The organism is Sulfitobacter mediterraneus, assembly GCF_016801775.1.
Lineage (GTDB): Bacteria > Pseudomonadota > Alphaproteobacteria > Rhodobacterales > Rhodobacteraceae > Sulfitobacter > Sulfitobacter mediterraneus_A.
The window spans coordinates 1458108-1480946 of sequence record NZ_CP069004.1 but is presented as its reverse complement, the minus strand read 5'-3'; the positions used below and the strand labels follow the sequence as shown (position 1 = coordinate 1480946).

The following is a 22839-nucleotide window of genomic DNA, read 5'->3' as shown; positions in this document are numbered from 1 at the left end:
ATGGCAACAGCAAAGGTTCTGGTTCTGATCCTCAACTACCGCACGGCAGAGATGACCCTGCGGGCGGCGGAAGCGGCGCTGGCCGATATGCCGGTCGGGGCCGAGATGATCCTGATCGACAATGCTTCCGGCGACGGGTCGGCGGGGGTGTTGCAACGGGCCATCACCGAACGGGGCTGGGATGAAAACGGTCTGGTGCGATTGATCATGTCGGATGTAAACGGCGGTTTTGGCGCGGGCAATAATCTTGGTCTCACATCTCGCATGTCCGACGGAAGTGCGCCGGATTACTTTTATGTGTTGAACTCCGATGCCTTTCCCGATGCGGGATGCCTGCCGCGTCTGATCACCCATATGGAAAGCCATCCGAAAGCGGGGTTTGCAGGCAGCCATGTGCGCGGCGAGGATGAGGTGACCCATTGCACCGCGTTCCGTTTCCCTTCGATCGCTGGCGAATTTGAAGGGGCGGCCCGCACCGGTATCTTTTCGCGTTTGCTGAAGAACGCCATCGTTGCGCCGCCATTGCCTGATCACACCGCCCGTGTCGATTGGGTGGCGGGGGCCAGCGTTCTGGTCCGGGCCAAGATGCTGGATGAAATCGGGCTGTTTGACGAAACCTTCTTTCTCTATTTTGAAGAAACCGATCTGTGCAAACGCGCCGCCCGCGCCGGGTGGAGCTGTTGGTATCTGCCACAAAGCCGGGTTGTGCATATCGGGTCGGTGTCGACGGGTATGAAGGAATGGCAACGTATGCCGTCTTATTGGTTCGACAGCCGCCGCCATTACTTTGTCAAAAATCACGGCTCTGCCTATGCCGCCGCTGCTCTTGTGGCGCGGTTGGCGGGTGGGGCCATTCATCACCTGCGCTGTGCCATCTCGGGGAAAAACAGCCAGGACCCTGCCTATTTCCTGCGTGATCTGGCGCGGCATGGCTTTGGCCTGTCGCTTGACCGGCAACCCGCAACATCACGACGCCCCGCAACGGAGGACAGACCATGACCGCAGCTTTTATTCCCGCCGGTTTTGACGCCATTCTGATGGGGGACGAATCTCTCACGATTGCTTGTGGCGACATGTTGTTGACGGGCGGGCATCGCTTGCCTGCCGTTGTGACGCGTGATCCGGCCGTGCGCGGCTGGGCAGAGGGCAAGGGTCTCAAGGTGCTTGAGAACCCGCGTGATCTGATTGCGGCTGGCGTCACCGCCGATTGGCTGCTCAGCATTGCAAACCTGCGGATGATCCCGGCGGATGTGCTGGCCCTGCCCGACAAGGGGGCGATCAACTTTCACGACGGACCGCTGCCGCGTTACGCCGGTTTGAACACGCCTGCCTGGGCGATCATCAACGGCGAAGACAGCCATGGCATCACATGGCACGTCATCGAAGGCGGTGTGGACGAGGGCGATATTCTGGCACAGCGGATGGTGCAGATTGCCGAGGATGAAACCGCCTTCAGCCTCAATTCCAAATGCTATGCAGCGGGGATGGAAAGCTTTGCCGATGTTGTGGCGCAACTGGAAAGCGGGTTGTTGCAACGCACGGCCCAAGACCTGACGCAGCGCAGCTATTTTGCCCGTGATGATCGTCCTGCCAATATGGGCGTTCTCGATTTCACCCAAGACGCGATGACCCTGTCACGCCTGATGCGCGGGCTTGATTTTGGCGGTTATTGGAACCCGCTGACCACGGCCAAACTGATGGCGGGGGATCAGGCTCTGGTGATTGGTGGTCTGTCCGCATCGGATCAAACCGCCGAATGTGGAGAGGTGCTGTCCGTGACGGCGGACCGGATCACCATCGGTACCGCATCCGCGGCTGTTACTTTGCACAATATTACAACGCTCGACGGCTCTGCCGTTGATCTGACCACTTTGTTCTCGGCAGGGGACAGCATCGTCCCTCCTGCGCTTGCGCCCCTGCCGGTCAAGGATGAAGCCTATTGGCGCGATACGCTGGGGCAAGCGGATTGGATGTCTTGTCCGCTGGCCGGGGCTGGTGGTGCTCGAGATGACGCGGATCTGCAATCTCATTCTCTAGCCACACCAAAGGGACAAGACCGTACCCAGCAGGCGGCGGCATTGGCATTGGCGGCGCTGAATTCGTCTGGGCAAAGCATGGGCACCCTTGCCCTGCGCCAAGACACTGCACATCCGCTGTTGGTGGATCATGTGCCGTTGACGCTGACAGCGACGGCTGAAACCACTTTTGCAGAGGCCGTAGAAGAGTTTCAGAAAGATCTGGAGCGGGCCTCAAACAGCGCGGGTCACGCGACGGATCTGGCTCTGCGTGATCCGGCCATCGACCATGGTGAGCACGCCGAGATCGGTCTGAGCTTCACCACCGATCCTCTACCGGGTGCCGCATTGACCCTCGCAGTGACTGATGAAGGTTGCAGTGTGATCTATGACCCGGCCCGCTTGGGTGAGGCCGCGCTGACCCTGCTGGCAGCCCGGTTCGAAGCGGCGCTTGCGCAGATCGAAGCGGCGCAAACCTGCGCCGATCTGTGGGCCTTGCCTGCCTCCGAACGCGATCAATTGCTTCTGGGTTGGAACGCCACCGACCGCAGCTATGACCGCACCACCATTCACGCGGCATTCGAGACGCAGGTCGCCCTTACGCCGGATGCAGAGGCGCTGGTGTTTGAGGGGGAAACCCTGAGTTATGGCGATCTGAACGGCCGCGCCAACAAACTGGCGCATGTCCTGCGCGATATGGGCGCAGCACCCGGCACGCCCATCGGCCTTTATGCCGCGCGCGGTGTCGATTTGATCATCGGAGCACTGGCGATCCTGAAATCGGGCGGCGCTTATGTCCCGCTTGATCCGGCCTATCCGGCGGATCGCATTGCCCACTACATAACCGATAGCGCTGCGCCCATCATCGTCACGCAGTCGGCGCTGGCGGGGCAATTGCCCGCGCATAACGGGCAGGTGTTGCAGATAGATACCGACGCCCGCGTGACTGCGGCACCAAAGGACAATCCAAAGGCCACTGCCACGCCAGAGGATCTGGCCTATCTGATCTACACTTCCGGCTCCACCGGCACACCCAAGGGTGTGATGGTCAACCACGGCAATGTCGCCAACTTCTTTGCCGGGATGGACGACCGGATCGACCACGAGGCGGGGGCGGTTTGGCTGGCTGTCACCAGCCTGTCGTTCGACATTTCAGTGCTTGAGCTGTTCTGGACCCTGTCGCGCGGTTTCAAACTGGTGCTGGCGGGTGATGAAAGCCGCACGCAGGTGTCGGATGGTCCCATCGGCCTGTCGGATCGCAAGATCGACTTCAACCTGTTTTACTGGGGCAACGATGGCGGTGTCGGACCCAAGAAATACGAGCTGCTGCTTGAGGGGGCAAAGTTTGCCGATGCCCACGGCTTCAATGCGCTTTGGACGCCGGAGCGGCACTTCCATGCCTTTGGTGGCCCATACCCGAACCCGTCTGTGACCGGCGCGGCGGCGGCGGCTGTCACCCAGAACCTCGAAATCCGCGCGGGGTCTTGCGTGGCCCCCTTGCACCATCCGGCCCGCATTGCCGAGGAATGGGCGGTGATCGACAATCTGACCAATGGCCGGGTGGGGATCGGCGTGGCCAGCGGCTGGCAGCCCGATGATTTTGTACTGCGCCCGGAAAATACGCCGCCCCACAACAAACCGGCGATGTTTGAAACCATTGACCAGCTGCGGCGCCTTTGGCGCGGCGAAGCTGTGGAATTCCCCAAGCAGGACGGCACGCCCCATGCGGTTGTCACCCAGCCGCGTCCGGTGTCCAAGGAATTGCCCGTTTGGGTGACCACGGCGGGCAATCCGGCGACATGGCGCGAGGCGGGCGAGATTGGCGCGAACGTGCTGACTCACCTTTTGGGCCAGTCGGTGGATGAGGTCGCGGACAAGATCAAGATCTACCACGACGCGTTGCGCGGGGCGGGGCATGATCCGGCGGACTTCAAAGTCACCGTAATGCTGCACACCTATCTTGCCGCCACCCGCGCAGAGGCCGAAGAGGTCGCGCGTGAGCCGATGAAAGATTACCTGCGTTCAGCCGCGGGTCTGATCAAACAATACGCCTGGGCCTTCCCGGCGTTCAAGAAGCCCAAGGGCGTGACCAACCCTTTTGAGGTCAATCTGGAGGATCTGTCGCACGACGAAATGGAAGGCATTCTGGAATTTGCGTTCCAGCGTTACTTCAATGACAGTGGCATGTTCGGCACCGTGGCCGATGGTCTTGCCCGTACAGAACAGCTCAAACGGATCGGCGTGGATGAGATTGCATGCCTGATTGACTATGGGATCTCCACGCCGAAGGTCATGGAAGGGCTCAAACCACTGGCGGATGTGCTGGCGCAATCCAACAAGGAAACCGTGCTGCGCGAGGATGATTATTCGCTTGCCACGCAGATCGTGCGCCACGGTGTGACCCATCTGCAATGCACGCCTTCCATGGCGCAGATGCTGGTCACCAACCACGAGGCACAGGCAGCACTGTCGCGGGTAAGACATCTGATGGTTGGCGGTGAGGCTTTGCCGGGTTCACTGGTTGCGGCGCTGAAATCCTGCACCTCGGCCAGTGTGCAAAATATGTATGGACCGACCGAGACCACAATTTGGTCGACCACAACGATGGTCCGGGACGGGGCAGAGGCCACAGCGCCCATCGGCACGCCGATTGCCAACACCCAAGTCTACGTTCTGGACGCGGACATGCAGTCGCAACCGGCGGGCGCAGCGGGCGAGCTGTGGATTGGCGGGGATGGGGTGACGGATGGCTATTGGAACCAGCCGGAACTGACCGCAGAGCGGTTTGTCGAAAATCCCTTTGGCGCAGGACGAATGTACCGCACTGGCGATCTGGCGGCTTGGGATGCGACAGGCATGTTGCACTTTATGGGCCGCGCCGATGCGCAGGTCAAAATTCGCGGTCACCGGATCGAGCTGGGGGAGATTGAAGCTTGTCTTGCGGGTTTGGATGGGCTCATACAATCGGTTGTTGTGCCGCGCGACGATGTGCCGGGCGGGCCGCAACTGGTGGGCTATTTCACCGCAAGCCGGGTTATCGCCGATGCTGAGCTGACGGCGCATCTGTCGCGCGATCTGCCGGCGATCATGGTGCCGGGGTATTTTGCGCAGCTAGAGGCTATGCCGCTGACGCCCAACAAAAAGATCGACCGCAAGGCGCTGCCTCGCCCGGATCGGCGCAAGGCCGCGCGGGCCGATGGTTCCGCCGTCAAAGCCGCGCCTGCCAGCGCGACGCAGGCCGCCATTGCCGAGGTCTGGTCCAAGGTTCTGGGCGTTGGAAACATCCGCGCCGAGGACAATTTCTTTGGTCTCGGCGGACATTCCTTGCTGGCCGTACAAGCGCACCGCGACATCAAGGCGGCGCTGGGCGCGGAACAATTGTCGATCACGGACATCTTCCGCTTTCCCACGCTCGAAGGCTTGGCGGCGCATTTGGACAAGGCACCGGGCGCGGCGGCAGAACCCGCGGCAGAACCTGCCGTTGCGGCACCCGATCCGGCCAAATCGGAGACCATGTCCAAACGCCGGATGATGCGCGCCGGGCGGAGCAAGGCCGGCGCATGATCGAGGCCTGCGCCGATGAAGATGCTGCGGTGATTGAGGCGGCAGCGGCGGACCTGTTTGACAGGGCTGTTGCTGTGGCAGTTGCTGACCCGCATCAGGCGCAGCAGCCGATCTGGGCTGAAGAGGCGCGATTTGTGGCGCAGGCGGTTGCCAAACGGCAGGCCGAGTTTGCCGCCGGTCGCAACGCGGCGCGGGCGGCGATGCGCAAGTTGGGCGGCAGGAATGCTGCGATTCCGGCAGGCCCGGACCGCGCCCCGCAATGGCCAATGGGATGGCATGGCAGCATCACTCACAATGACCGCTGGTGCCTCGCGGCGGTCACGCGCGGCGCGGCGCATCTGGGTGTCGATATAGAGGCGGCAACGCCGCTGAACCCCGATTTGTTGTCCACGATTTGCAGCCCCGAGGAACGAGCGCGGATTGCTGGTTCTGATCAGGCGATGCAGGCCAAGGTGATCTTTTCCGCGAAGGAGGCGGCCTACAAGGCACAGTTCCCTTTGACAGGAGTGCTGTTTGGATTTGATCATCTGGACATAGTTATTGCACCGGATTCAGGCCAGTTTCAGGCCCGATTTGTAAGACCAGCCGGACAGTTTGCAGCTGGTGATCGGCTGCAGGGCCGCTTTGCCCTGGTCCAAGGGCACATTGTTACGGCGGTCACCATCGACCCGGCCAAAGAGTAAAGAGGCGTTTTGTGATGGCCAGTATGAGCCGACGATTGACCCTGACCGGGCTTGCGCTTGTTGCGGCAGGCGGGGCGTTCTGGATGCTGCGGCGCCAGTCGGGCAAAGCCAAGGCCGAGGTGCTTTATGCGGCGCCTTTGCCAGCACCCGAGGGCGCACTGCGGGTTTATCACTTGGGCCATTCACTGGTGGGGCGCGACATGCCAGCGATGCTGGCCCAACTGGCGGGCGCGGGCCATCACTACGACAGCCAGCTTGGATGGGGCACGTCGCTCAAGGAACATTGGGAGCCGGATCTGCCGATCAATGGCTTTGATGCCGAAAACGCCCATCCGCGGTTCCGCCCAGCGACCGAGGCGATCACGTCAGGCACCTATGATGCGGTGGTGTTGACTGAAATGGTCGAGTTGCGCGATGCGATCAAATACCACGACAGCGCCCGTTATCTGGGCCAATGGGCCAAGCTGGCCCATGCGGCCAATCCGAAGGCGCGGCTTTACCTTTATGAGACCTGGCATCACATCAACGATCCTGCAGGCTGGAAGACACGCATAGATGATGATCTCGATGCACTGTGGCGTGAGCGGGTGCTTTATCCCGCGCTGGCCCAAGGCGGTGCTCCGATCCATCTGATCCCGGCAGGGCAGGTGATGGCGGCCTTTGCCCGTGCGGTTGAGAAGCGCGGGGGTGTTGAGGGTATCACGGCGGTGGATGATCTGTTCGGCATGACGGATGATGGCAGTCGCGACACGATCCATGTGAATGATCTGGGTGCCTATCTGGTGGCGCTGACCCATTATGCCGTTCTGTATCACCGTGATCCGTCAGGATTGCCGCATCAACTGACCCGTGCCGATGGCAGCAATGCCGATGCGCCCAGCGCAGAGGCGGCGGCGTTGATGCAGCAGGTCGTTTGGAAGGTGGTGCAATCCATGCCGGAAACCGGAGTCGCGGGATGAGCCTTCTGGATACTGTCTTTTCCGTCTTGATGGTGGGGCACAGCCTGTTTGGCCAAGACGGGCCGGATATGCTGGAGAACGCGCTCAGCGCAGGTTCAGGCGAAGCGCAGGTGCAGGCGCAGATCATCAACGGTGCGCCTTTGCGCTACAATTGGGACCATGGTGCGGACGCCGAGGGTGTGGATGCGCGGAAGGTGCTGGCGGAAGGCGCGATCACCCATCTGGTCCTGACAGAAGCCCTGCCGCTGGCCAACCATGTGACATGGTCCGACAGTGGGTTCTATGCCCGGTCCTATACAGAGCTGGCGCTGGCAGCCAATCCGGCGGTTCAAGTTTATATTATGGAAACTTGGCACAGTCTCAAAAGCGGGACAGGCGTTGCGGTGGATCACGATGACGGGGCAGATGTGCCTTGGCGCAGCCGGATTGATGCGGACCTGCCGGTCTGGGAAGGAATTGTTGACGAGGTCAACGCAGGCCTGCCAAGTGATGCGCCTGCCGCCCGTTTACTGCCCGCAGGTCAAGCCATGGGGCGGCTCTATGATGCCATCAATGCTGGCGAGGTTGCGGGTGTTTCCTCCATTTCAGCGCTGTTCTCGGATGACATCCACCTCAATGATCTGGGCCATTACTTTGTTTCCCAGGTTCAATATGCGGCACTGACCGGTCAATCCCCGCTGGGTTTGCCGGGGCCGGGTAAGGGGCGCTGGGGCGGTGATTTCCAAACGCTTGATCCCGCGTTGATGGCGGCGTTGCAGCAGATTGCATGGGATACGGTCGTGGCCTATCAGGGCGATATTGTGGTTGACGCGCCGCAACCAAAAGCAACCGCAGGGAAATCACCGAAATTACCCACTGGCCCGCCGCTGCCGGAACCCGCCACGCTGGTCGCAGGTGATGTGACCTTGGGCGGCGCCGGGGCCATTGGTCTTGCGGCCGTGACAGATTGGTCCAGCCAGCAGCCTTTCCTTGATGTGATGAAAACCGCCCGTCCGTGGTTTGGCCATCTGCCCAAACGCTGGGGCGGGATGGATCATGCGGTGTTGCGCGATGAAGGCTATCTGGATGCGCAAGGCTGGCCAATCCGGATGCCTGCGGAGGTCAGCAGCATTGGCACCATGGCTCTGACCGATATGCCTGAGGGCGCGACATCACTGGCGGGGCGGTATGTGCTGCGCTTTGAAGGGGACGCGGTGATCGAAGTTGCGGGCCGTGCCAGCAACATCCGCTATGGCACGGGCGAGGTGCGTTTTGACTATACCCCCGGTCCGGGCAGCGTGGATATCCGGGTGCAGCGTATAGGGACGGCCGCGCCACTGGGTGAGATCACATTGGTACGTGAAGACCGCGCGGCGCTGTTGGATCAGGGGGCGATGTTCAACCCCGATTGGACGGCGCGGCTGACCTCGTTCGAGGTGCTGCGGTTTATGGATTGGATGGAGACCAACAATTCAGACCTGTCCGCATGGCAGGACCGCCCGGTGCCGGGCAATGCCACCTATATGGGCGGGGTGCCGATTGAGGTGATGATCCGGCTGGGCAATGAGTTGGGCAAGGACATTTGGGTCAATGTTCCGCATCAGGCCACGGAGGATTTTGTGCAACGCTTCGCCGCAATGACCCGCGATCAGTTGAAGGATGAACGCAAGGTTTTCGTCGAATTCTCAAACGAGGTCTGGAACTGGCAGTTTGATCAGGCCCGATGGGCGGATGAACAGGCGCGAGACCGCTGGGGCGAGGATAACGCGTGGATGCAATATTACGGGTTGCGGGCAGCAGAGGTGGCGCGGATCTGGTCGGCTGCATTTGCGGCGGAGGCCAAAAACCAACTGGTCAATGTGATCAGCAGCCAAACCGGTTGGCTGGGGCTGGAGGATGCGGCATTGAATGCCCCTTTGGCACAGGCCGAAGGTGTTGCCGCACCAAAAACCGCCTTTGATGCCTATGCCGTAACGGGGTATTTTGGAGGTGTTCTGGGGCTGGAGGACCGCGAGGATATGGTCAAAGGCTGGCTTGCAGATAGCCTTGCCAAAGCGCGGGCCGATGCCGCCTCTGACGGACTGACTGGGCAGGCTGCAATCGAGTATATAGCCGCGTATCGCTATGATCTGGCCAGCACCTTGGCGGCACGTGAATTGCATGACGGCGCGGTGAGTGGCAATCCAGAAGACACCTTGGCCGATCTCATCGGACGGGTTTGGCCGTATCATGCAAAGGTTGCTAAAGACCACGGGCTGGACCTGATCATGTATGAGGGTGGCAGCCATATTGTGGGTCTTGGCCCGCAGGTTGAGGATGCCGAGCTGACCGCGTTCTTTCACCACTTCAACTACACGCAGGAGATGGGTGATCTTTACCGGACACTGCTGGCCGGCTGGCAGTCTGTGGGAGGCAAACTGTTCAATGCATACTCAGACGTGTATAGCCCAACCAAATGGGGATCATGGGGTGGCTTGCGCCATCTGGATGATCAAAACCCACGTTGGACCGCATTGACAGGCAATTTATGACCGGCACTTCCATCCTGATCCCTGCCCATAACGAGGCCGGCTATTTGCCGGCCTGTATGCGGGCGGTGCTGGCTTCTGACCTGGTCGAAGGACCGGTTGAGGTGATCGTGATCGCCAATGGGTGCACTGACGACACTGCCGCGATTGCGCAGGGGTTTGAGGAACAGACCCTGCTCAAGGGATGGCGGCTCAAGGTGTTGGACCTGGCCCAGGGCGGCAAACTGAATGCGTGGAATGCCGGAGAGGCCGCGGCACAGGGGGATGTGCTGATCTATCTGGATGCGGATGTGAATGTGTCGCCTCCGCTGGTGGGGCAGATCGCCAAAGCGCTGGCCGTGGATGCCCCGCGATATGCCAGCGGGCGGCCCAATGTGACGGTGCAGGATGATGCATTGACGCGGCACTACACACGGTTCTGGCTGACCACACCGTTTATGACCCACGGCGTGCCCGGTTTTGGCGTGTTTGCGATGAACCGTGCCGGGCGCAGGCGCTGGGACCATTGGCCGGATATCATTTCGGATGACACCTTTGCCCGCCTCAATTTTCGCCCCCACGAACGACACGCTGTGGATGCGGTTTATGATTGGCCGATGATCGAAGGGTTCGCGCGGCTGGTGCGGGTGCGGCGGCGGCAGGATATCGGGGTGGCCGAGATCGAAGACCGCTATCCAGCGCTGTTGGCCAATGACGACCCCAAGGACAACGTCGTGCCGGTGTGGAAGCGCGCCCTGCGTGATCCGCTGGCCTTTGTTGCATTTGCGGCTGTGCGGATTGCGATCAAGCTGCCGATCCTGCGATCGTCAGACCGCTGGGTGCGGGGCCGCTAGATTTACCGGACGTGAGAGGCCAGTTTGGCCGCTTCGACCGCGACATCATGGCGGGACAGGGCGCGAATACGGCCCGCTTCGCCCATTTTTGTTAGCTTTTGCGAAGTGGCCCTGGCCAATTCATCTAGAGCGCGGGCCAATGCATCTGCATCCCCTGCAGGCACCATCCAGCCGGTCTTGCCATCCACCACCAGTTCCGGCGTGCCAGCGATATAGGTCGCGATCACCGGGCGGGCGGCGGCCATCGCCTCCATAATTACCATCGGCAGACCTTCGGCAAAGCTGGGCATGACAAATCCATGCGCACCGGCCAGTTCGGAGCGTACCCGCGCCTCATCTACCCAGCCGGGCAAGGACACGCGCGATTGCAGGCCAAGTTGCGCGATCCGTGCCTCGATCATGCCGCGCATCTCGCCATCCCCCAAAAGGGTCAGGTGCAGATCGGGATCTTCGGTTCTGGCCAAGGCGTCGATCAACAACAACTGGCCCTTCTGTTCGACAAAGCGTCCGATGGAGACCACCCGCCGTGGCCCTTTGGGCAGGGGGGCGGGATCACCGAACCGGGCCGGCTCAATCCCGCAATGTACAACCTTGATGCGGTCCCAATCTTCGGCGGCGGCCCAGCGGCACAGCTGGCTGCGGCCAAAGTTGCTGATCGCGACGGTAAATGCAGCGTGATGCATCTTGGTGCCCAAGGACAACGCGCGGGGGGCGTCAAATTCTTCGGGGCCATGTACGGTGAATGAATACTCCGGCCCGCCCAACAAATGGGCCAGCATCGCCACGGCGGCGGCATTGGTGCCGAAATGGGCATGCATATGGGTGATGCCCTCGGCCTTACACCGCTCCAGCACGTAGCAGGCCTCGGCCAGATAGATCAGATGGCGTATGCGGCTGCTTTCGGATGCGGCACCCAGATCCGACGCAACCTTTGCCGCGGCAAAAAAAGTGGTGGCATCCGATTTCAAAACCCGAAACAGCGCACGGCCCAGCTGCCCGGCCCCTTGGGCCAGCACATGTTCGGTCTTGGCGTTTTCGGCCTGATCAAGCGGATCAACCAATGCAGCCGAAGAGGGGCGCATGGCAATGCGGAAGATATCATGGCCCTGCGTCTCAAGCGCGTGGATCTCGCGGCGGATAAAGCTGTGCGAGGGCTGCGGATAGGTGTTGAGGATATAGGCGATTTTCAAGTGGGTTGTCCTTTGGGTTTGTGCCATCCTAACGTCAAATCTTGGCGCTGGTACACGGGTCTTGCAGGGCTTAGTCTGCGCAAACGGCAGAAGTGAGGCAATTTTTCGAGTGTTTGCGCGTATTTGGGAAAAACTGGGGGACAACCGGCTGATGGCGCGGGTGTTCCGCTCGGCCTCTTTGATCATCCTTGGCTATGGTGCGTCGCAGGGGTTGCGGCTGTTGTCGAACCTGATCCTGACGCGGCTTCTGTTCCCCGAGGCATTTGGACTGATGGCGCTCATCTCTGTTGTGACGGTGGGGTTAACCCTATTTTCGGACGTGGGCATCGCCCCCTCTATCGCACAAAGCAAACGTGGCGATGATCCGGCGTTCCTGAACACTGCATGGAGCATTCAGGTGGTGCGGGGCGGGTTGCTTTGGGTTGCGGCCTGTCTTCTGGCTTATCCGCTGTCGGTGTTTTACGACCAGCCAGCTTTGGCCAGCTATCTGCCGCTGGCGGCGCTTTCGTTGCTGGTCAGCGGGTTCAACCCGACACGGATAGAAACGGCGCACCGGCATTTGTTGATGGGGCGGCTGACGGTTCTGGATCTGCTGTCACAGGTGATCGGGCTGATCAGCATGATCGCACTGGCATTGATCTTGCAATCGGTGCTGGCTTTGGTGATTGGCGGGGTGATCGGGGCGGCGGCAAAACTGGCGTTGACCCATTTTTACCTGCCCGGCGATCGCAACCGGTTCCAATGGGAAGGGGCCGCGGCCAAAGAGCTGATCACCTTTGGCAAATGGATTTTCCTGTCCACGGTGTTTTGGTTCTTTGCCAGTCAGGGGGACAAGGCCGTGCTTGGCAAGTTTCTGACGCTTGAGACCTTGGGCATTTACAACATCGGCTATTTCCTTGCCAGTTTTCCTCTGCTGTTGGGGCATAATGTAACGGCGCGGGTGATGATCCCGGTTTATCGGGAACAGACGGAACCCGCGCGGATCGCGCGGCTACGCTATGGGCTGTCGGTGGGGGTGATCGGGCTTTTGGTGGTGATGGCGCTGTCAGGGCCATGGCTTGTGGATCTGCTGTATGATGCACGCTATGCGCTGTCGGGGGCGATCATTGTGCTTTTGGCGGTGGCTCTGATCCCGCAGGTGATTGGCATGACCTATGATCAGGCGGCCTTGGCGGCGGGGGATTCGCGGCGGTTCTTTGTCTATTCCGCGATCCGGTCGAGCTTGCAGGTGGGGATGCTGTTTGTCGGAGCGGTTTATGCGGGTCTGATCGGCGCAATCATTGGGATGGGATTGGCGATGGTGCTGTCACATGGGGTACTGATCTGGCTGGCGCGGGCGCATGGAGTCTGGGATCCGCGTCATGATGGGCTGTTTGCCGGGGTGGGTCTGGCCACGGCTGTGACGGCCGGATGGATGCATTGGGGACCGATTGCCGCGCTTTGGGCGGCCTCTGGTCAACCCTGACGCAATTTGCGGGCCTGCCGTGCGGCGCGGCCGCGCTGACCAGCCTCACGGCGGCTTTGCCACATGCCCTTCAATCCGCCAGGGCCGCTGGTCTCGACCACCGGGATAGAGACAACAGGCCGCAGGCCGGTTTCTCGTTCCATCTGCCGGGCCGAACGCACAACAGGGTTCAGCAGCTCCAGCAAGAACGCCACGCCAACCGCCACAATGACAGAGGCCACGGCACCCAGCATCGCAATGGTTTTGCGACTGCGGGTGATTGCCGCCTCGGGCACTTGCGCCTCTTCAAGGGTGATCATTCGTTCGCTGCGCGCGCCTGCCTCAAGGGAAAAGCCGACCTCGGCCTCGCTGCGGCGGGTCGCGATGACGTCCAATTGCCCTTGTACCTGTTCAATCCGGCGGGTGTATTGGGCCAGTTGCAGTTCGACCTCTGGAGAGGTTTCCAGGCTTTTACTCAGAGCGGTGCGCCGTTGGTCCAAAAGCCGCCGCTGGGTGGTCAGGCTGCTGAGTTGCGCCTCGATCTCGCGCTCCTGGCGGGCGACGGTTTCGGCGCGGGCGGTGCGGTCAATGCGGGTGCGGGCCAGCTGGGTCGAGATAATCTCGCGGTCCAGTTCCAGCAGGGATGAATTGAGATTTGCAATCTCGTCACGGCGAAATTCAAGGCTGCCTTCAATGGACAGATCATTTGCCTTGCGGAACGCGGTCAGCTCGGCCTCGAGCGCGGCCAGTTCTACGATCAGCTTGTCTTCTTGCTGTTCAAAGAAATCCAGTGTTTCGCGGGTGCTGACCTCGCGCTGCTCTGCGGCCAAAAGGCGGGTGCGATCCGCGATCTCATGGGCAATGGCCTGCGCTTTTTCGGGAGTGTCCATATTGGCGGTGATGGTGATCACCGAAATGGCGCCATCATCGGCAAAGCCTTCGCGCACAGCCGCCATTCCGGTGATCGAAATGGCTTGCCGCAGGCGGCTGACTTTTTCGATCTGCATCAGACCGGGCATATCTTTGTAGAGGTCAAATTTGTCGATGATCTCAAGCAGGCTGCTCCGGGCCATGACCTGTTGTTCGATCAATTGCAAGCGCCGCGCAGAGGAGCCGTCAACGGTCGAAGGTGCCAGGTCGTCTTTGACGATGGGCTGTTCAACCTGAATAACCTCCGAAGAGCTATAGACGTGCTGTTGAAGCAGGGCAAAGACCACCGAGGCCACGCAACCCAGCAGGAACACAAACAGGATCAGCCCCGCACGGCGGCGGAGCATGTCCGTAAAGTCAGCCAGAGTATAGATCGGACCCATGCGTGCTCTATTCTATTTCAATAACCTCACCTGGATCGCCGTTCCGATCCGGGCCTGTCGTTCTAACCAGAGAATTCAGGCTAGAATAGGGCAAATTAATGTAGAAGGTTAGGGTTCTCTACTTCTGGTTAGCGGAACCGGCGGATGCTTGATTTGCGTGCGCGGTTCAGCACCACACCCAGCAACGGCACCTGACCGTCCAGCATCCGTTCGCATTCCAGCAAATCACGGCTGATTGTCTGGGTGCCGTCAGATACCACCAAGATCGCGTCAAGCTGCGGCAGGAAGGCCGAAACATCATCATAGGCCAACATGGGCGGCAGGTCGTAGATCACCAGATCGGGGTTCAGATCCTGTTGCATCCGCGCCAGCGTGGCGTGGGTCTTGGGATCCTGCATAACCTCGGCGGCATTGCGCGAGGGCGATTGGTTGAGGCCAAGCGCAAGTGTGTCTGACACACGCAGCAGGTGATCCTGATCGGCAACCGCGCCGGACAGGTAGTTTTCCATCATGCCGCCAGATGGCAGGTTAAAGGCCTGCGCCACGCCGGGATCGCGCAGGTTAAAGTCCATCAGGACGCTGCGCGAGCCTGCAATCCGTGACAGGCTTTGTGCCAGATTGGTGGCGGTGAAGGTACTGCCACAACCGGCGGTCGGGCCGGTGATGCCGATGTTGACCCATCCGTTTTCCAGCGTGGTCTGGCGCAAACGGGTGCGTAGCAAATCAAATGCACGGCCAGAGGCGTCTTCACGCTCTGCGGGCAGTGTGCTGGGGGCGGGGGACATGGCATTGCCCAGTCCTTCGGTGATCATCGGAATGTCGTTCCACCCATAGGCACGCGGTTGTACGGCCTCTTCGAGGATCATCGGCGCGGGCGCTTCTTCCTCTTCCGGGGGCAGGTCAAACTCAAGATTTGGGGCGGCAAGGGATTGATCCAGCAAGCGGCGTTTGGCCTGTTCGGCCAAGCCGCGGCGCGGGCGCAGGCTGTGTCCCATATCAACCGGGGCATCGATCAAAGCATCGTCCATGTCAAAATCGGACATGTCTTCTGAAAAATAATTATCTTTCATTGTCTTGCCTTTGGGTTTCTTGGCCATGTGCCACTTCGTTTGATAAAGGGTTGCCGGGATCGGGTTGTTTCTAGCAGCCCGTCCGGCGCAATACTACGCCAACCGTTTTGAACAGAATTTTCAGGTCCAGCATCAGCGTCAGATCACGCTCGTAGGTTGCATCAATGGACTTACGGTGGCTAAAGCCGTTGTCGTTGCGCGACGAGATCTGCCACAGACCGGTGATTCCAGGGCGCAGCGCCTCATAGGCGGAGGCATCCCCGTACATCGCCAGCTGTTCGGGCAGCATCGGGCGGGGGCCAACAATGCTCATATCGCCGGTCAGAACGTTGAACAGCTGTGGCAGCTCGTCCAATGAAGTCGCCCGCAAGAACTGTCCCACAGGTGTCACACGCGGATCATTGCGCAGCTTTTGCAGCTCATCCCATTCGCGGCGCATCTCGGGGTCGGCGGCCAGATAGGTTTCAAGAACCTCGTCGGCGTTGCGCACCATGGTGCGCAGTTTGAGGATCGAGAACCGTGCGCCTTTGCGGCCCAGACGGTCCTGCGTATAGAAAGGCGAGCCGCCTTCAATCCAAAGCGCCAAGGCACACAGCAGGATAACCGGCAGCGAGAATGGCAGGGTGATCGCAATAAAGGCGATATCCATCATGCGCTTGGCATAATCGCGATAGATGTAGAAAGGCGCGGTTTTGCGCGCAACGGCGGCATCCCAAACTTGACTGCGCGCCGCAGCACGCACCGCAACGGGTGCGGTGGCGCGGTGCGGCGCTGAAATGTCAAACAAGGCAAACTCAGGCCCATCCGCGTTAAACTTCTTCATGCCAAACCCCCCAGGGTCATTTGCAAATCATTCAGGTCCAAGTGACGGAGCATCCGCCAAACGGGGCTGGCCTTTCTCTGGCGCTTTGGCGGTTTGGGATGCAGGGGCAGCAGGCATCACCGGTTCGCTTGGGCGGCCAATCTGTCCTTCCGGGCCTCGGCGGCTTTTTTTCGCCGCATTTGCGTCAGCAAAAAGGTAGGTCGGACAACAGGCGCAGTATTCTTGGCCCATCTATAGCATCTTTTAGACACATTTGATGCGAAATCTGCGAAACAAACTGTTTCCCAAATGGAGGAAACGGTATTTCCACTACGTCATATTGTTGATTGATTTGAAGGGGGTAAGTGGCAGCCCGTAGGGGAGTCGAACCCCTCTTTTCAGGTTGAAAACCTGACGTCCTAACCGATAGACGAACGGGCCACTGTCTGTGAGCGGTTCTTTAAGCAAAGGTGTCTGGACCCGCAAGCAGAAATTTCAAACAAAATGAAAAAACTTTAGGGAGGCCGGTCTTTAAGCCTGCGCGGCATCTTCCAGACGCAATTGTACGGTCTGGCGACCGCGCCATGTGTTGATGTCCAGACGTCCCGCCAGGTGGAACCTTGCGCCATTGTGATTCTCCAGCGCCGGTCCAAGCGGGCCGTCAAACGCGCCGAAGGCGATGGCGTCCATCTTGGCGCCCAATCCATCGCCAAAGCTGATCTTGAGGTGGCTTTCGCCAACCCGCTTGGCAAAAAAGATCTTCATCTCGGCGAAAACATATCGTGGGGCAGGCGCGGCGGACCCAAATGGGCCGGCTTGCTCGATCATTTCGGCCAGCTCGACAGTTGCAGCCTCCGGCATCATCAATCCGGTCACTGACAGATCGGCAGGGCCGGCCAGATGTGCCCCCTGTTTTGCCAGCAACTCGCCCAGGCGTTCCATGGCTGCTTCCAGCTTGTCTTCGGCCACGGTCAGGCCAGCGGCCATCTTGTGACCGCCGCCTTTTATCAACAACCCTTCGGCGGCCAGCCGTTGAATGGGGGCGCCCAGATCAATGCCGGAGACGGAGCGCCCGGAACCTTTGCCGATGCCATCCTCGACACCAATGACGATCGAGGGGCGGTTGGAGGCTTCTTTCAGGCGTGATGCCACAATGCCCACAACGCCGGGGTGCCAGCCGGGGCCGGAGGCCCAGACCAGCGGTGCATCAAATCCACGGGATTCGGCCTGCTCCAGCGCAGCGGCGCGAACCGAAGCTTCGACTTCGCGGCGTTCGGTATTCAAGGTGTCGAGCCGTTCGGCCAAGGCAGCCGTTTCATGCGGATCATCCGAGGCCAGAAGCCGCGCACCCAGATCGGCTTGCCCAATGCGTCCGCCTGCGTTGATCCGCGGTCCCAGCAGGAACCCAAGGTGATAGGCGGTCGGCGCGGTGTCCATCCGCGCCACATCGGCCAGCGCGGCCAGGCCGGGCCGCTCGCGCCGTGCCATCACCCGCAGACCTTGACGCACAAAAGCACGGTTCACACCGGTCAGCGGCGCCACATCGGCCACTGTCGCCAGCCCCACCAGATCCAGCATTGCCATCAGGTCCGGGCCTTTGACCTGCGCTTCGCGCAATTGCCGTCCGGCCTCAACCAACATCAAGAACACCACCGCCGCCGCACAAAGATGGGCGCAGGCACCGTCCTCATCCTGACGGTTCGGGTTTACGACAGCCAGTGCATCAGGCAGGGTTTCACCGCCCAAGTGATGATCCAGCACAATCACGTCCGCGCCCTTGGCGGCGGCAATCGGGCCATGAGACAGCGTGCCACAATCGACGCAGATGATCAGATCATGATCCGCAGCAAGTGCCGCCATGGCCTCTTCATTGGGGCCGTAGCCTTCATCAATCCGGTCGGGGACATAGAGGGTCGCGTTATGGCCCATCTGCCGCAACCAGATCAGCAAAAGTGCGGCAGAGCTGCCGCCGTCGACATCATAATCGGCAAAGACCGCGATCTTTTCGCGGTTTTTCAGGGCAGACAGAAACCGCACAGCGGCTTGTTCCATATCTTTCAAAGATCGCGGATCAGGCAGCAGATCGCGCAGGGCCGGGGCCAAGAACGCCTCCGCCTCTTCTGCGGGCACACCGCGCCGGGCCAGAACCTGACAGACCGCCATGGGCAGGGCACTGCGTTGCATGATCAGCTCTGCTGCGCGTTCCACCTCGACGCCGGGCCCAACCCAGCGTCTGCCCGTCAAAGAAGCCTCTACGCCTAGAAAATGCACGCGCCGGCCTCCTCCTTCTTCATTTGGCCCTTTAACCTCCCCGCGGAGCGTCCCAAGGCTGCGCCCATCGCTGGGGCTTAGTGGGTCTCGACGGGGGTGCGGTAGTTGATGCGCCGCACCGATCCGGTTTTGGACCGCATGATCAGGGTTTCGGTGGTCATCCAGCCCGGCTCGCGTTTCACACCGGGCAGCAAGGTACCGCCAGTGACGCCGGTGGCGGCAAAGATCACGTCTTCGGTCACCATTTCATCGCGGCTGTAGATCCGGTCCAGATCGGTGATGCCAGCCTTGGCGGCGCGGCCCCGTTCATCATCATTGCGGAACAGCAGACGGCCGTACATCTGCCCGCCCATGCATTTCAGGGCTGCCGCGGCCAGAACACCCTCAGGCGCGCCGCCGTCGCCCATATACATGTCGATGCCGGTGTCGGGATCGGCGCAATGCATCACGCCGGCCACATCGCCATCGGTGATCAGACGGATCGCGGCGCCTTTGGCGCGGACCTCGGCGATCATCGCCTCGTGGCGCGGGCGTTCCAGAATACAGACGGTGATGTCTGCCACGTCACAGCCCTTGGCCTTGGCCAGTGCCTCCACCCGTTCGCCGGGAGACATGGACAGGGTCACAACATCGGTTTCATAGCCGGGGCCAATTGCCAGCTTTTCCATGTAGACGTCCGGTGCGTGCAGCATTGAACCACGCGGGCCCATGGCGATCACGGTCAGGGCGTTGGGCATGTCCTTGGCAGTCAGCGTGGTGCCTTCGAGCGGGTCCAGCGCAATGTCGACGCCCGGCCCGTTGCCTGTGCCAACCTCTTCGCCGATGTACAGCATCGGGGCTTCGTCCCGCTCACCTTCGCCGATCACCACAACACCGGCGATGTCCAGCATATTCAGCTGTTCTCGCATGGCGTTCACTGCCGCCTGATCCGCTGCTTTCTCATCGCCCTTGCCGACCAGCTTGGCCGAGGCCAAGGCAGCGGCTTCGGAAACGCGGGCAAGGCCCAGCGACAACATGCGGTCTTGGAATTGGGCGGAAGCGGTCATGGGCAATGTCCTTGCTGGTCAAAAAGTCAGCTCATGCTCTAACCGCCCATACCGATTGGCACAAGCATGCAGTGGCCGCGCGGCCCTATTTGAGGCCGTAAAAACCTGCTGCGGTGCCGCCAAAGACCGCCTGTTTGGCGTCTGCTGGCACGATGGCCTCATAGGCGCCGATCAGCGTTTCATAATCCGAGTAAAGCGAATCCACCGGAAAGTTCGATCCAAACATGCAGCGGTCCGGACCAAATTGATCAAGGCATGTCTCGATGATCGGGCGGATACTGTCTGCGGTCCAGTTGTGATCAAACATGCCCAAACCCGAAAGTTTGCACGTGACCTGCGGGCGCTCGGACATTCGGCGCAGGGATTTCGCCCAGGCGGTGATGCCTGCCGTGCTGCGATCATGGGGCGATCCGGCATGGCACAATGCGACAGGTACATCCGGGGCATGGTCCAACACCCGTGCCATTCCATCGTAAAGCTCGGGAATGAGTTGCAGATCAAAGGACAATCCGCGTTTGCCAGCCAGCGCAAGCCCCTTGGCAAACGCGGGGTTGTCCAGCAGATCGTTGGTGCCGGTCACGGCGTCCTCGCCGGGGGCGCGGCCGACGATCTGCCGCACACCGCGCAGGGTGCTGAGCGTCTGGAAATGATCAAGCTGCGCATCAAGATCGGGCGCGGTCAGATCGCAAAACACCACCTGCGCCAAGGGCCAGTCCGGTGCGTTGTCCGCTACCATCTGCACCCAGGTTGCCTCGGCGATACTGTCGGCGGCGCCCACCTGAATATGGACAGAGGCGTCAAATCCGGCAGCATCCTTGCGAAACTGATCCAGCAGATAGTCCTGCTGGATCGGGGCGGGGTTGCCAAAGAACCGTTCCACCCCCTTGGCCATCAGCCAAGGGTAATGCACAGCGCCGAGATCCCAAAGATGATGGTGCGCGTCTATTCTCATGTGCTCTGCCCTGTGGCTTCGGCCAGAAAGTCGCGACCTTGGGTCTTCCAGAAATGCAGCAGGTCAATGAAGATCCAGTTTTCGGCCAGCTTGTCCCCGTCGCGGCGGTAGATGTCGATCACCCTGAATTCGCCGCTGGTGTCACTGCCGGGCAGTCCCATAAAGCCGCCGGTGGGGCGGGCGGTAAAATTGGGCCAGCCAAAAAAGCCGCCATAATGCCCCTCGGCCAGCCTTGCGATATGTCTGGTCTTGGCGCGGTCGGTGAAACCGGCGCGGAAAGGGCCAGCGTGTTGTTTGGCATAGCGTTCAATGGTGTAGGTCGCGCCAATCCCCTCTGGCCCCCACCAGATCATGTCGTCATGCCATGTGCGGACCAGCTCGTCCTCAAGGGTCAGGCCGGATTTCCACTGCCCCAGATCGCCAATCATCGCATTGATGGCAGCGAGCGTGGCTGCGCCTTCCTCTTCGGGTTGGTCATCGATCAACAAGCCGTCGTGGGTCATCGGGCCGGGTTGCACCAGATGGAAGGCGGTCTGTGACGGGAAGGGACATTGCCCGGCCTGGGTCATCAGGTGTGGAATGTCGAAGTACATGGCTGTTTCGGTGATTTTGCCATTCTCGACCCGGTCAAAGCTACAATACCGCAGGAACGCCATTTTGTTGGTGGGTTTGATGCCCAGCCAAGGCTGATCAAACAGCCCCATCAGATGGCCCATGGACACCACCCAGACCCCTTTGAAGCCGTCCATTTCGTTGGTGCCGGCAAAGAAGATATCCTCGCGCCGTTGCATCCGGGTGAGGGCGGTGCGCAGGGGCGTCCAAAAGCGGGAGGCGACGGTCTCAGCGCCATTGATAAGCCCAAAGGGATGGAAGCCGCGCCAGAGGTAATCTTCGGCAACATCACGCTGCATCGATTCGCCGATTTTCGCCGGATCTGCCGAAATGAGGGCGGCATGGTGGGCGCGGACGAGGCGCTTTTCTTCTTTAAATGTTAACACGTTATAAGCCTGTGGTTCAGTTTTTTGCATACGTTTGCGAAAAAGAACTTGCCGTAAGGTAGGTCACATGTCTACCCTTGTTGCAAACGTATGCAAAAACATCATTGCGGGGGGAGATCGCTTTGGCCGAAATCAAATTGTCCGGCGTTTCAAAACGATGGGGTGCCTTCATAGGTGTCAACAAATTCGATCTGACGATTGCGGATCGGGAATTTCTGGTTCTGCTGGGGCCTTCGGGCTGCGGCAAGACAACAACCATGCGGATGATCGCAGGTCTGGAGGATCCCACCGATGGTGAGATCCTGATCGGTGGTCAGGTCGTGAATGATCTGGAACCCAAAGATCGCGACGTGGCGATGGTGTTCCAGAGTTACGCGCTTTATCCCAATCTCAACGTTTATGAGAACATCCGCTTTCCATTGCGGGTGCGGGGGGTCGATCCTACGACCCACAATGAAAAAGTGATGCGGGCCAGCGCGATGGTGGAACTCGACGAATTCCTGCACCGCAAACCGGCAGAGCTTTCGGGTGGTCAGCGCCAGCGTGTGGCCTTGGCCCGCGCTATTGTGCGTGAGCCGAATGTGTTCTTGATGGATGAACCTCTGTCAAACCTCGACGCCAAGCTGCGGGTTTCAACCCGTGCCCAGATCAAGAACCTCAGCCACGAGCTGGCGGCGACCACCATTTACGTGACCCATGACCAGATTGAGGCGATGACGCTCGCGGATCGGGTTGTGGTGATGGAAAAAGGCATCGTGCAACAGGTTGGCAGCCCCACAGACATCTATGACCGTCCGGCCAACACCTTTGTCGCCAGCTTTATCGGCAACCCGGCGATGAACCTGATCGATGGCGAGATCGCGGGCGGCGCCTTCACGGCCAAGCACACCAACATTCCGGGTCTGAAGGTCAAGGACGGCCCGATCACTTTGGGCTTCCGCGCCGAGGATGCGACGGTTTCTGCGGAAGGCGGCAATATCAATGCGCCGATCTACACGCTGGAGCTTTTGGGCGATGCGACCATGGTCAGCGTTCGGATCGGAAGTGCGCTGGTCAGTGCCCGTGCGGACAAAACCTTCCGCGCCGAGATCGGCGATATGGTGTCGATCACGATACCTCAAGATCACTGCCACTTGTTTGATGCAGAAACAGGGGCACGGCTGGAGGATTGATCCTCCGGCAAACCGAACCG

Annotated in this window: 16 protein-coding genes and 1 tRNA gene; 8 read left to right on the top strand and 9 right to left on the bottom strand. The window is 60.3% G+C overall.

The window, feature by feature from the left end; all coding sequences use genetic code 11:
• From JNX03_RS07195 to JNX03_RS07170, 6 genes are read left to right on the top strand one after another with little or no spacing between them, the layout of a single operon-like run.
• Complete coding sequence (locus tag JNX03_RS07195; RefSeq protein WP_203211715.1) at positions 1-999, top strand: glycosyltransferase family 2 protein; 999 nt, start codon at positions 1-3, stop codon at positions 997-999.
• A complete protein-coding gene (locus JNX03_RS07190) occupies positions 996-5579 on the top strand; it encodes a MupA/Atu3671 family FMN-dependent luciferase-like monooxygenase (RefSeq protein WP_203211714.1) in 4584 nt (1527 codons plus the stop codon). Before JNX03_RS07195 ends, JNX03_RS07190 begins: the two co-directional genes overlap by 4 nt.
• Entirely contained in the window at positions 5576-6262 is a 687-nt protein-coding gene (locus JNX03_RS07185) for a 4'-phosphopantetheinyl transferase family protein (RefSeq protein WP_203211713.1), read from the top strand. The genes JNX03_RS07190 and JNX03_RS07185 overlap by 4 nt, the downstream gene beginning before the upstream one ends.
• A gap of 14 nt (positions 6263-6276) precedes the next feature.
• Entirely contained in the window at positions 6277-7221 is a 945-nt protein-coding gene (locus JNX03_RS07180) for a hypothetical protein (protein ID WP_203211712.1), read from the top strand.
• The gene (locus JNX03_RS07175) at positions 7218-9731 is read left to right on the top strand and encodes a hypothetical protein (protein WP_203211711.1); all 2514 of its coding nucleotides are present in this window, start codon (positions 7218-7220) and stop codon (positions 9729-9731) included. The genes JNX03_RS07180 and JNX03_RS07175 overlap by 4 nt, the downstream gene beginning before the upstream one ends.
• Entirely contained in the window at positions 9728-10561 is an 834-nt protein-coding gene (locus JNX03_RS07170; RefSeq protein ID WP_203211710.1) for a glycosyltransferase family 2 protein, read from the top strand. Before JNX03_RS07175 ends, JNX03_RS07170 begins: the two co-directional genes overlap by 4 nt.
• A 2-nt stretch (positions 10562-10563) precedes the next feature.
• Here JNX03_RS07170 and JNX03_RS07165 read toward each other — a convergent pair whose 3' ends face one another.
• Positions 10564-11751 carry a glycosyltransferase gene (locus JNX03_RS07165; RefSeq protein ID WP_203211709.1) on the bottom strand — a complete coding sequence of 396 codons (1188 nt, stop codon included), beginning with the start codon at positions 11749-11751 and terminating at the stop codon, positions 10564-10566.
• A 151-nt stretch (positions 11752-11902) separates the two neighbouring features.
• Between JNX03_RS07165 and JNX03_RS07160 the strand changes: the two genes are divergently transcribed.
• Positions 11903-13216: an oligosaccharide flippase family protein gene (locus JNX03_RS07160; protein ID WP_203212167.1), complete on the top strand. Its 1314-nt coding sequence runs from the start codon at positions 11903-11905 to the stop codon at positions 13214-13216.
• Here JNX03_RS07160 and JNX03_RS07155 read toward each other — a convergent pair.
• From JNX03_RS07155 to JNX03_RS07120, 8 genes are all read right to left on the bottom strand, one after another.
• Complete coding sequence (locus tag JNX03_RS07155; protein WP_203211708.1) at positions 13207-14508, bottom strand: GumC family protein; 1302 nt, start codon at positions 14506-14508, stop codon at positions 13207-13209. The two genes, JNX03_RS07160 and JNX03_RS07155, sit on opposite strands and share 10 nt — an antisense overlap.
• Before the next feature lie 128 nt (positions 14509-14636).
• On the bottom strand, positions 14637-15578 hold the full coding sequence (locus JNX03_RS07150) for a CpsD/CapB family tyrosine-protein kinase (RefSeq protein WP_203211707.1): 942 nt from the start codon (positions 15576-15578) through the stop codon (positions 14637-14639).
• Between the two features lie 70 nt (positions 15579-15648).
• On the bottom strand, positions 15649-16401 hold the full coding sequence (locus JNX03_RS07145; protein ID WP_203211706.1) for a sugar transferase: 753 nt from the start codon (positions 16399-16401) through the stop codon (positions 15649-15651).
• Positions 16402-16746: 345 nt separating this feature from the next.
• Positions 16747-16821 (bottom strand) — tRNA-Glu (locus JNX03_RS07140).
• Between the two features lie 90 nt (positions 16822-16911).
• A complete protein-coding gene (recJ, locus tag JNX03_RS07135; RefSeq protein ID WP_203211705.1) occupies positions 16912-18651 on the bottom strand; it encodes a single-stranded-DNA-specific exonuclease RecJ in 1740 nt (579 codons plus the stop codon).
• A gap of 77 nt (positions 18652-18728) precedes the next feature.
• A complete protein-coding gene (glpX, locus tag JNX03_RS07130) occupies positions 18729-19697 on the bottom strand; it encodes a class II fructose-bisphosphatase (protein ID WP_203211704.1) in 969 nt (322 codons plus the stop codon).
• An 85-nt stretch (positions 19698-19782) separates the two neighbouring features.
• Positions 19783-20649 (bottom strand): amidohydrolase family protein, encoded by an 867-nt coding sequence (locus JNX03_RS07125; RefSeq protein ID WP_203211703.1) that lies wholly within the window; start codon positions 20647-20649, stop codon positions 19783-19785.
• Positions 20646-21677, bottom strand: coding sequence for an ester cyclase (locus JNX03_RS07120; protein WP_203211702.1), 1032 nt, complete (start codon positions 21675-21677; stop codon positions 20646-20648). The genes JNX03_RS07125 and JNX03_RS07120 overlap by 4 nt, the downstream gene beginning before the upstream one ends.
• 92 nt (positions 21678-21769) lie before the next feature.
• Between JNX03_RS07120 and JNX03_RS07115 the strand changes: the two genes are divergently transcribed.
• A complete protein-coding gene (locus JNX03_RS07115) occupies positions 21770-22819 on the top strand; it encodes an ABC transporter ATP-binding protein (RefSeq protein WP_203211701.1) in 1050 nt (349 codons plus the stop codon).
• Positions 22820-22839 lie beyond the last annotated feature (20 nt).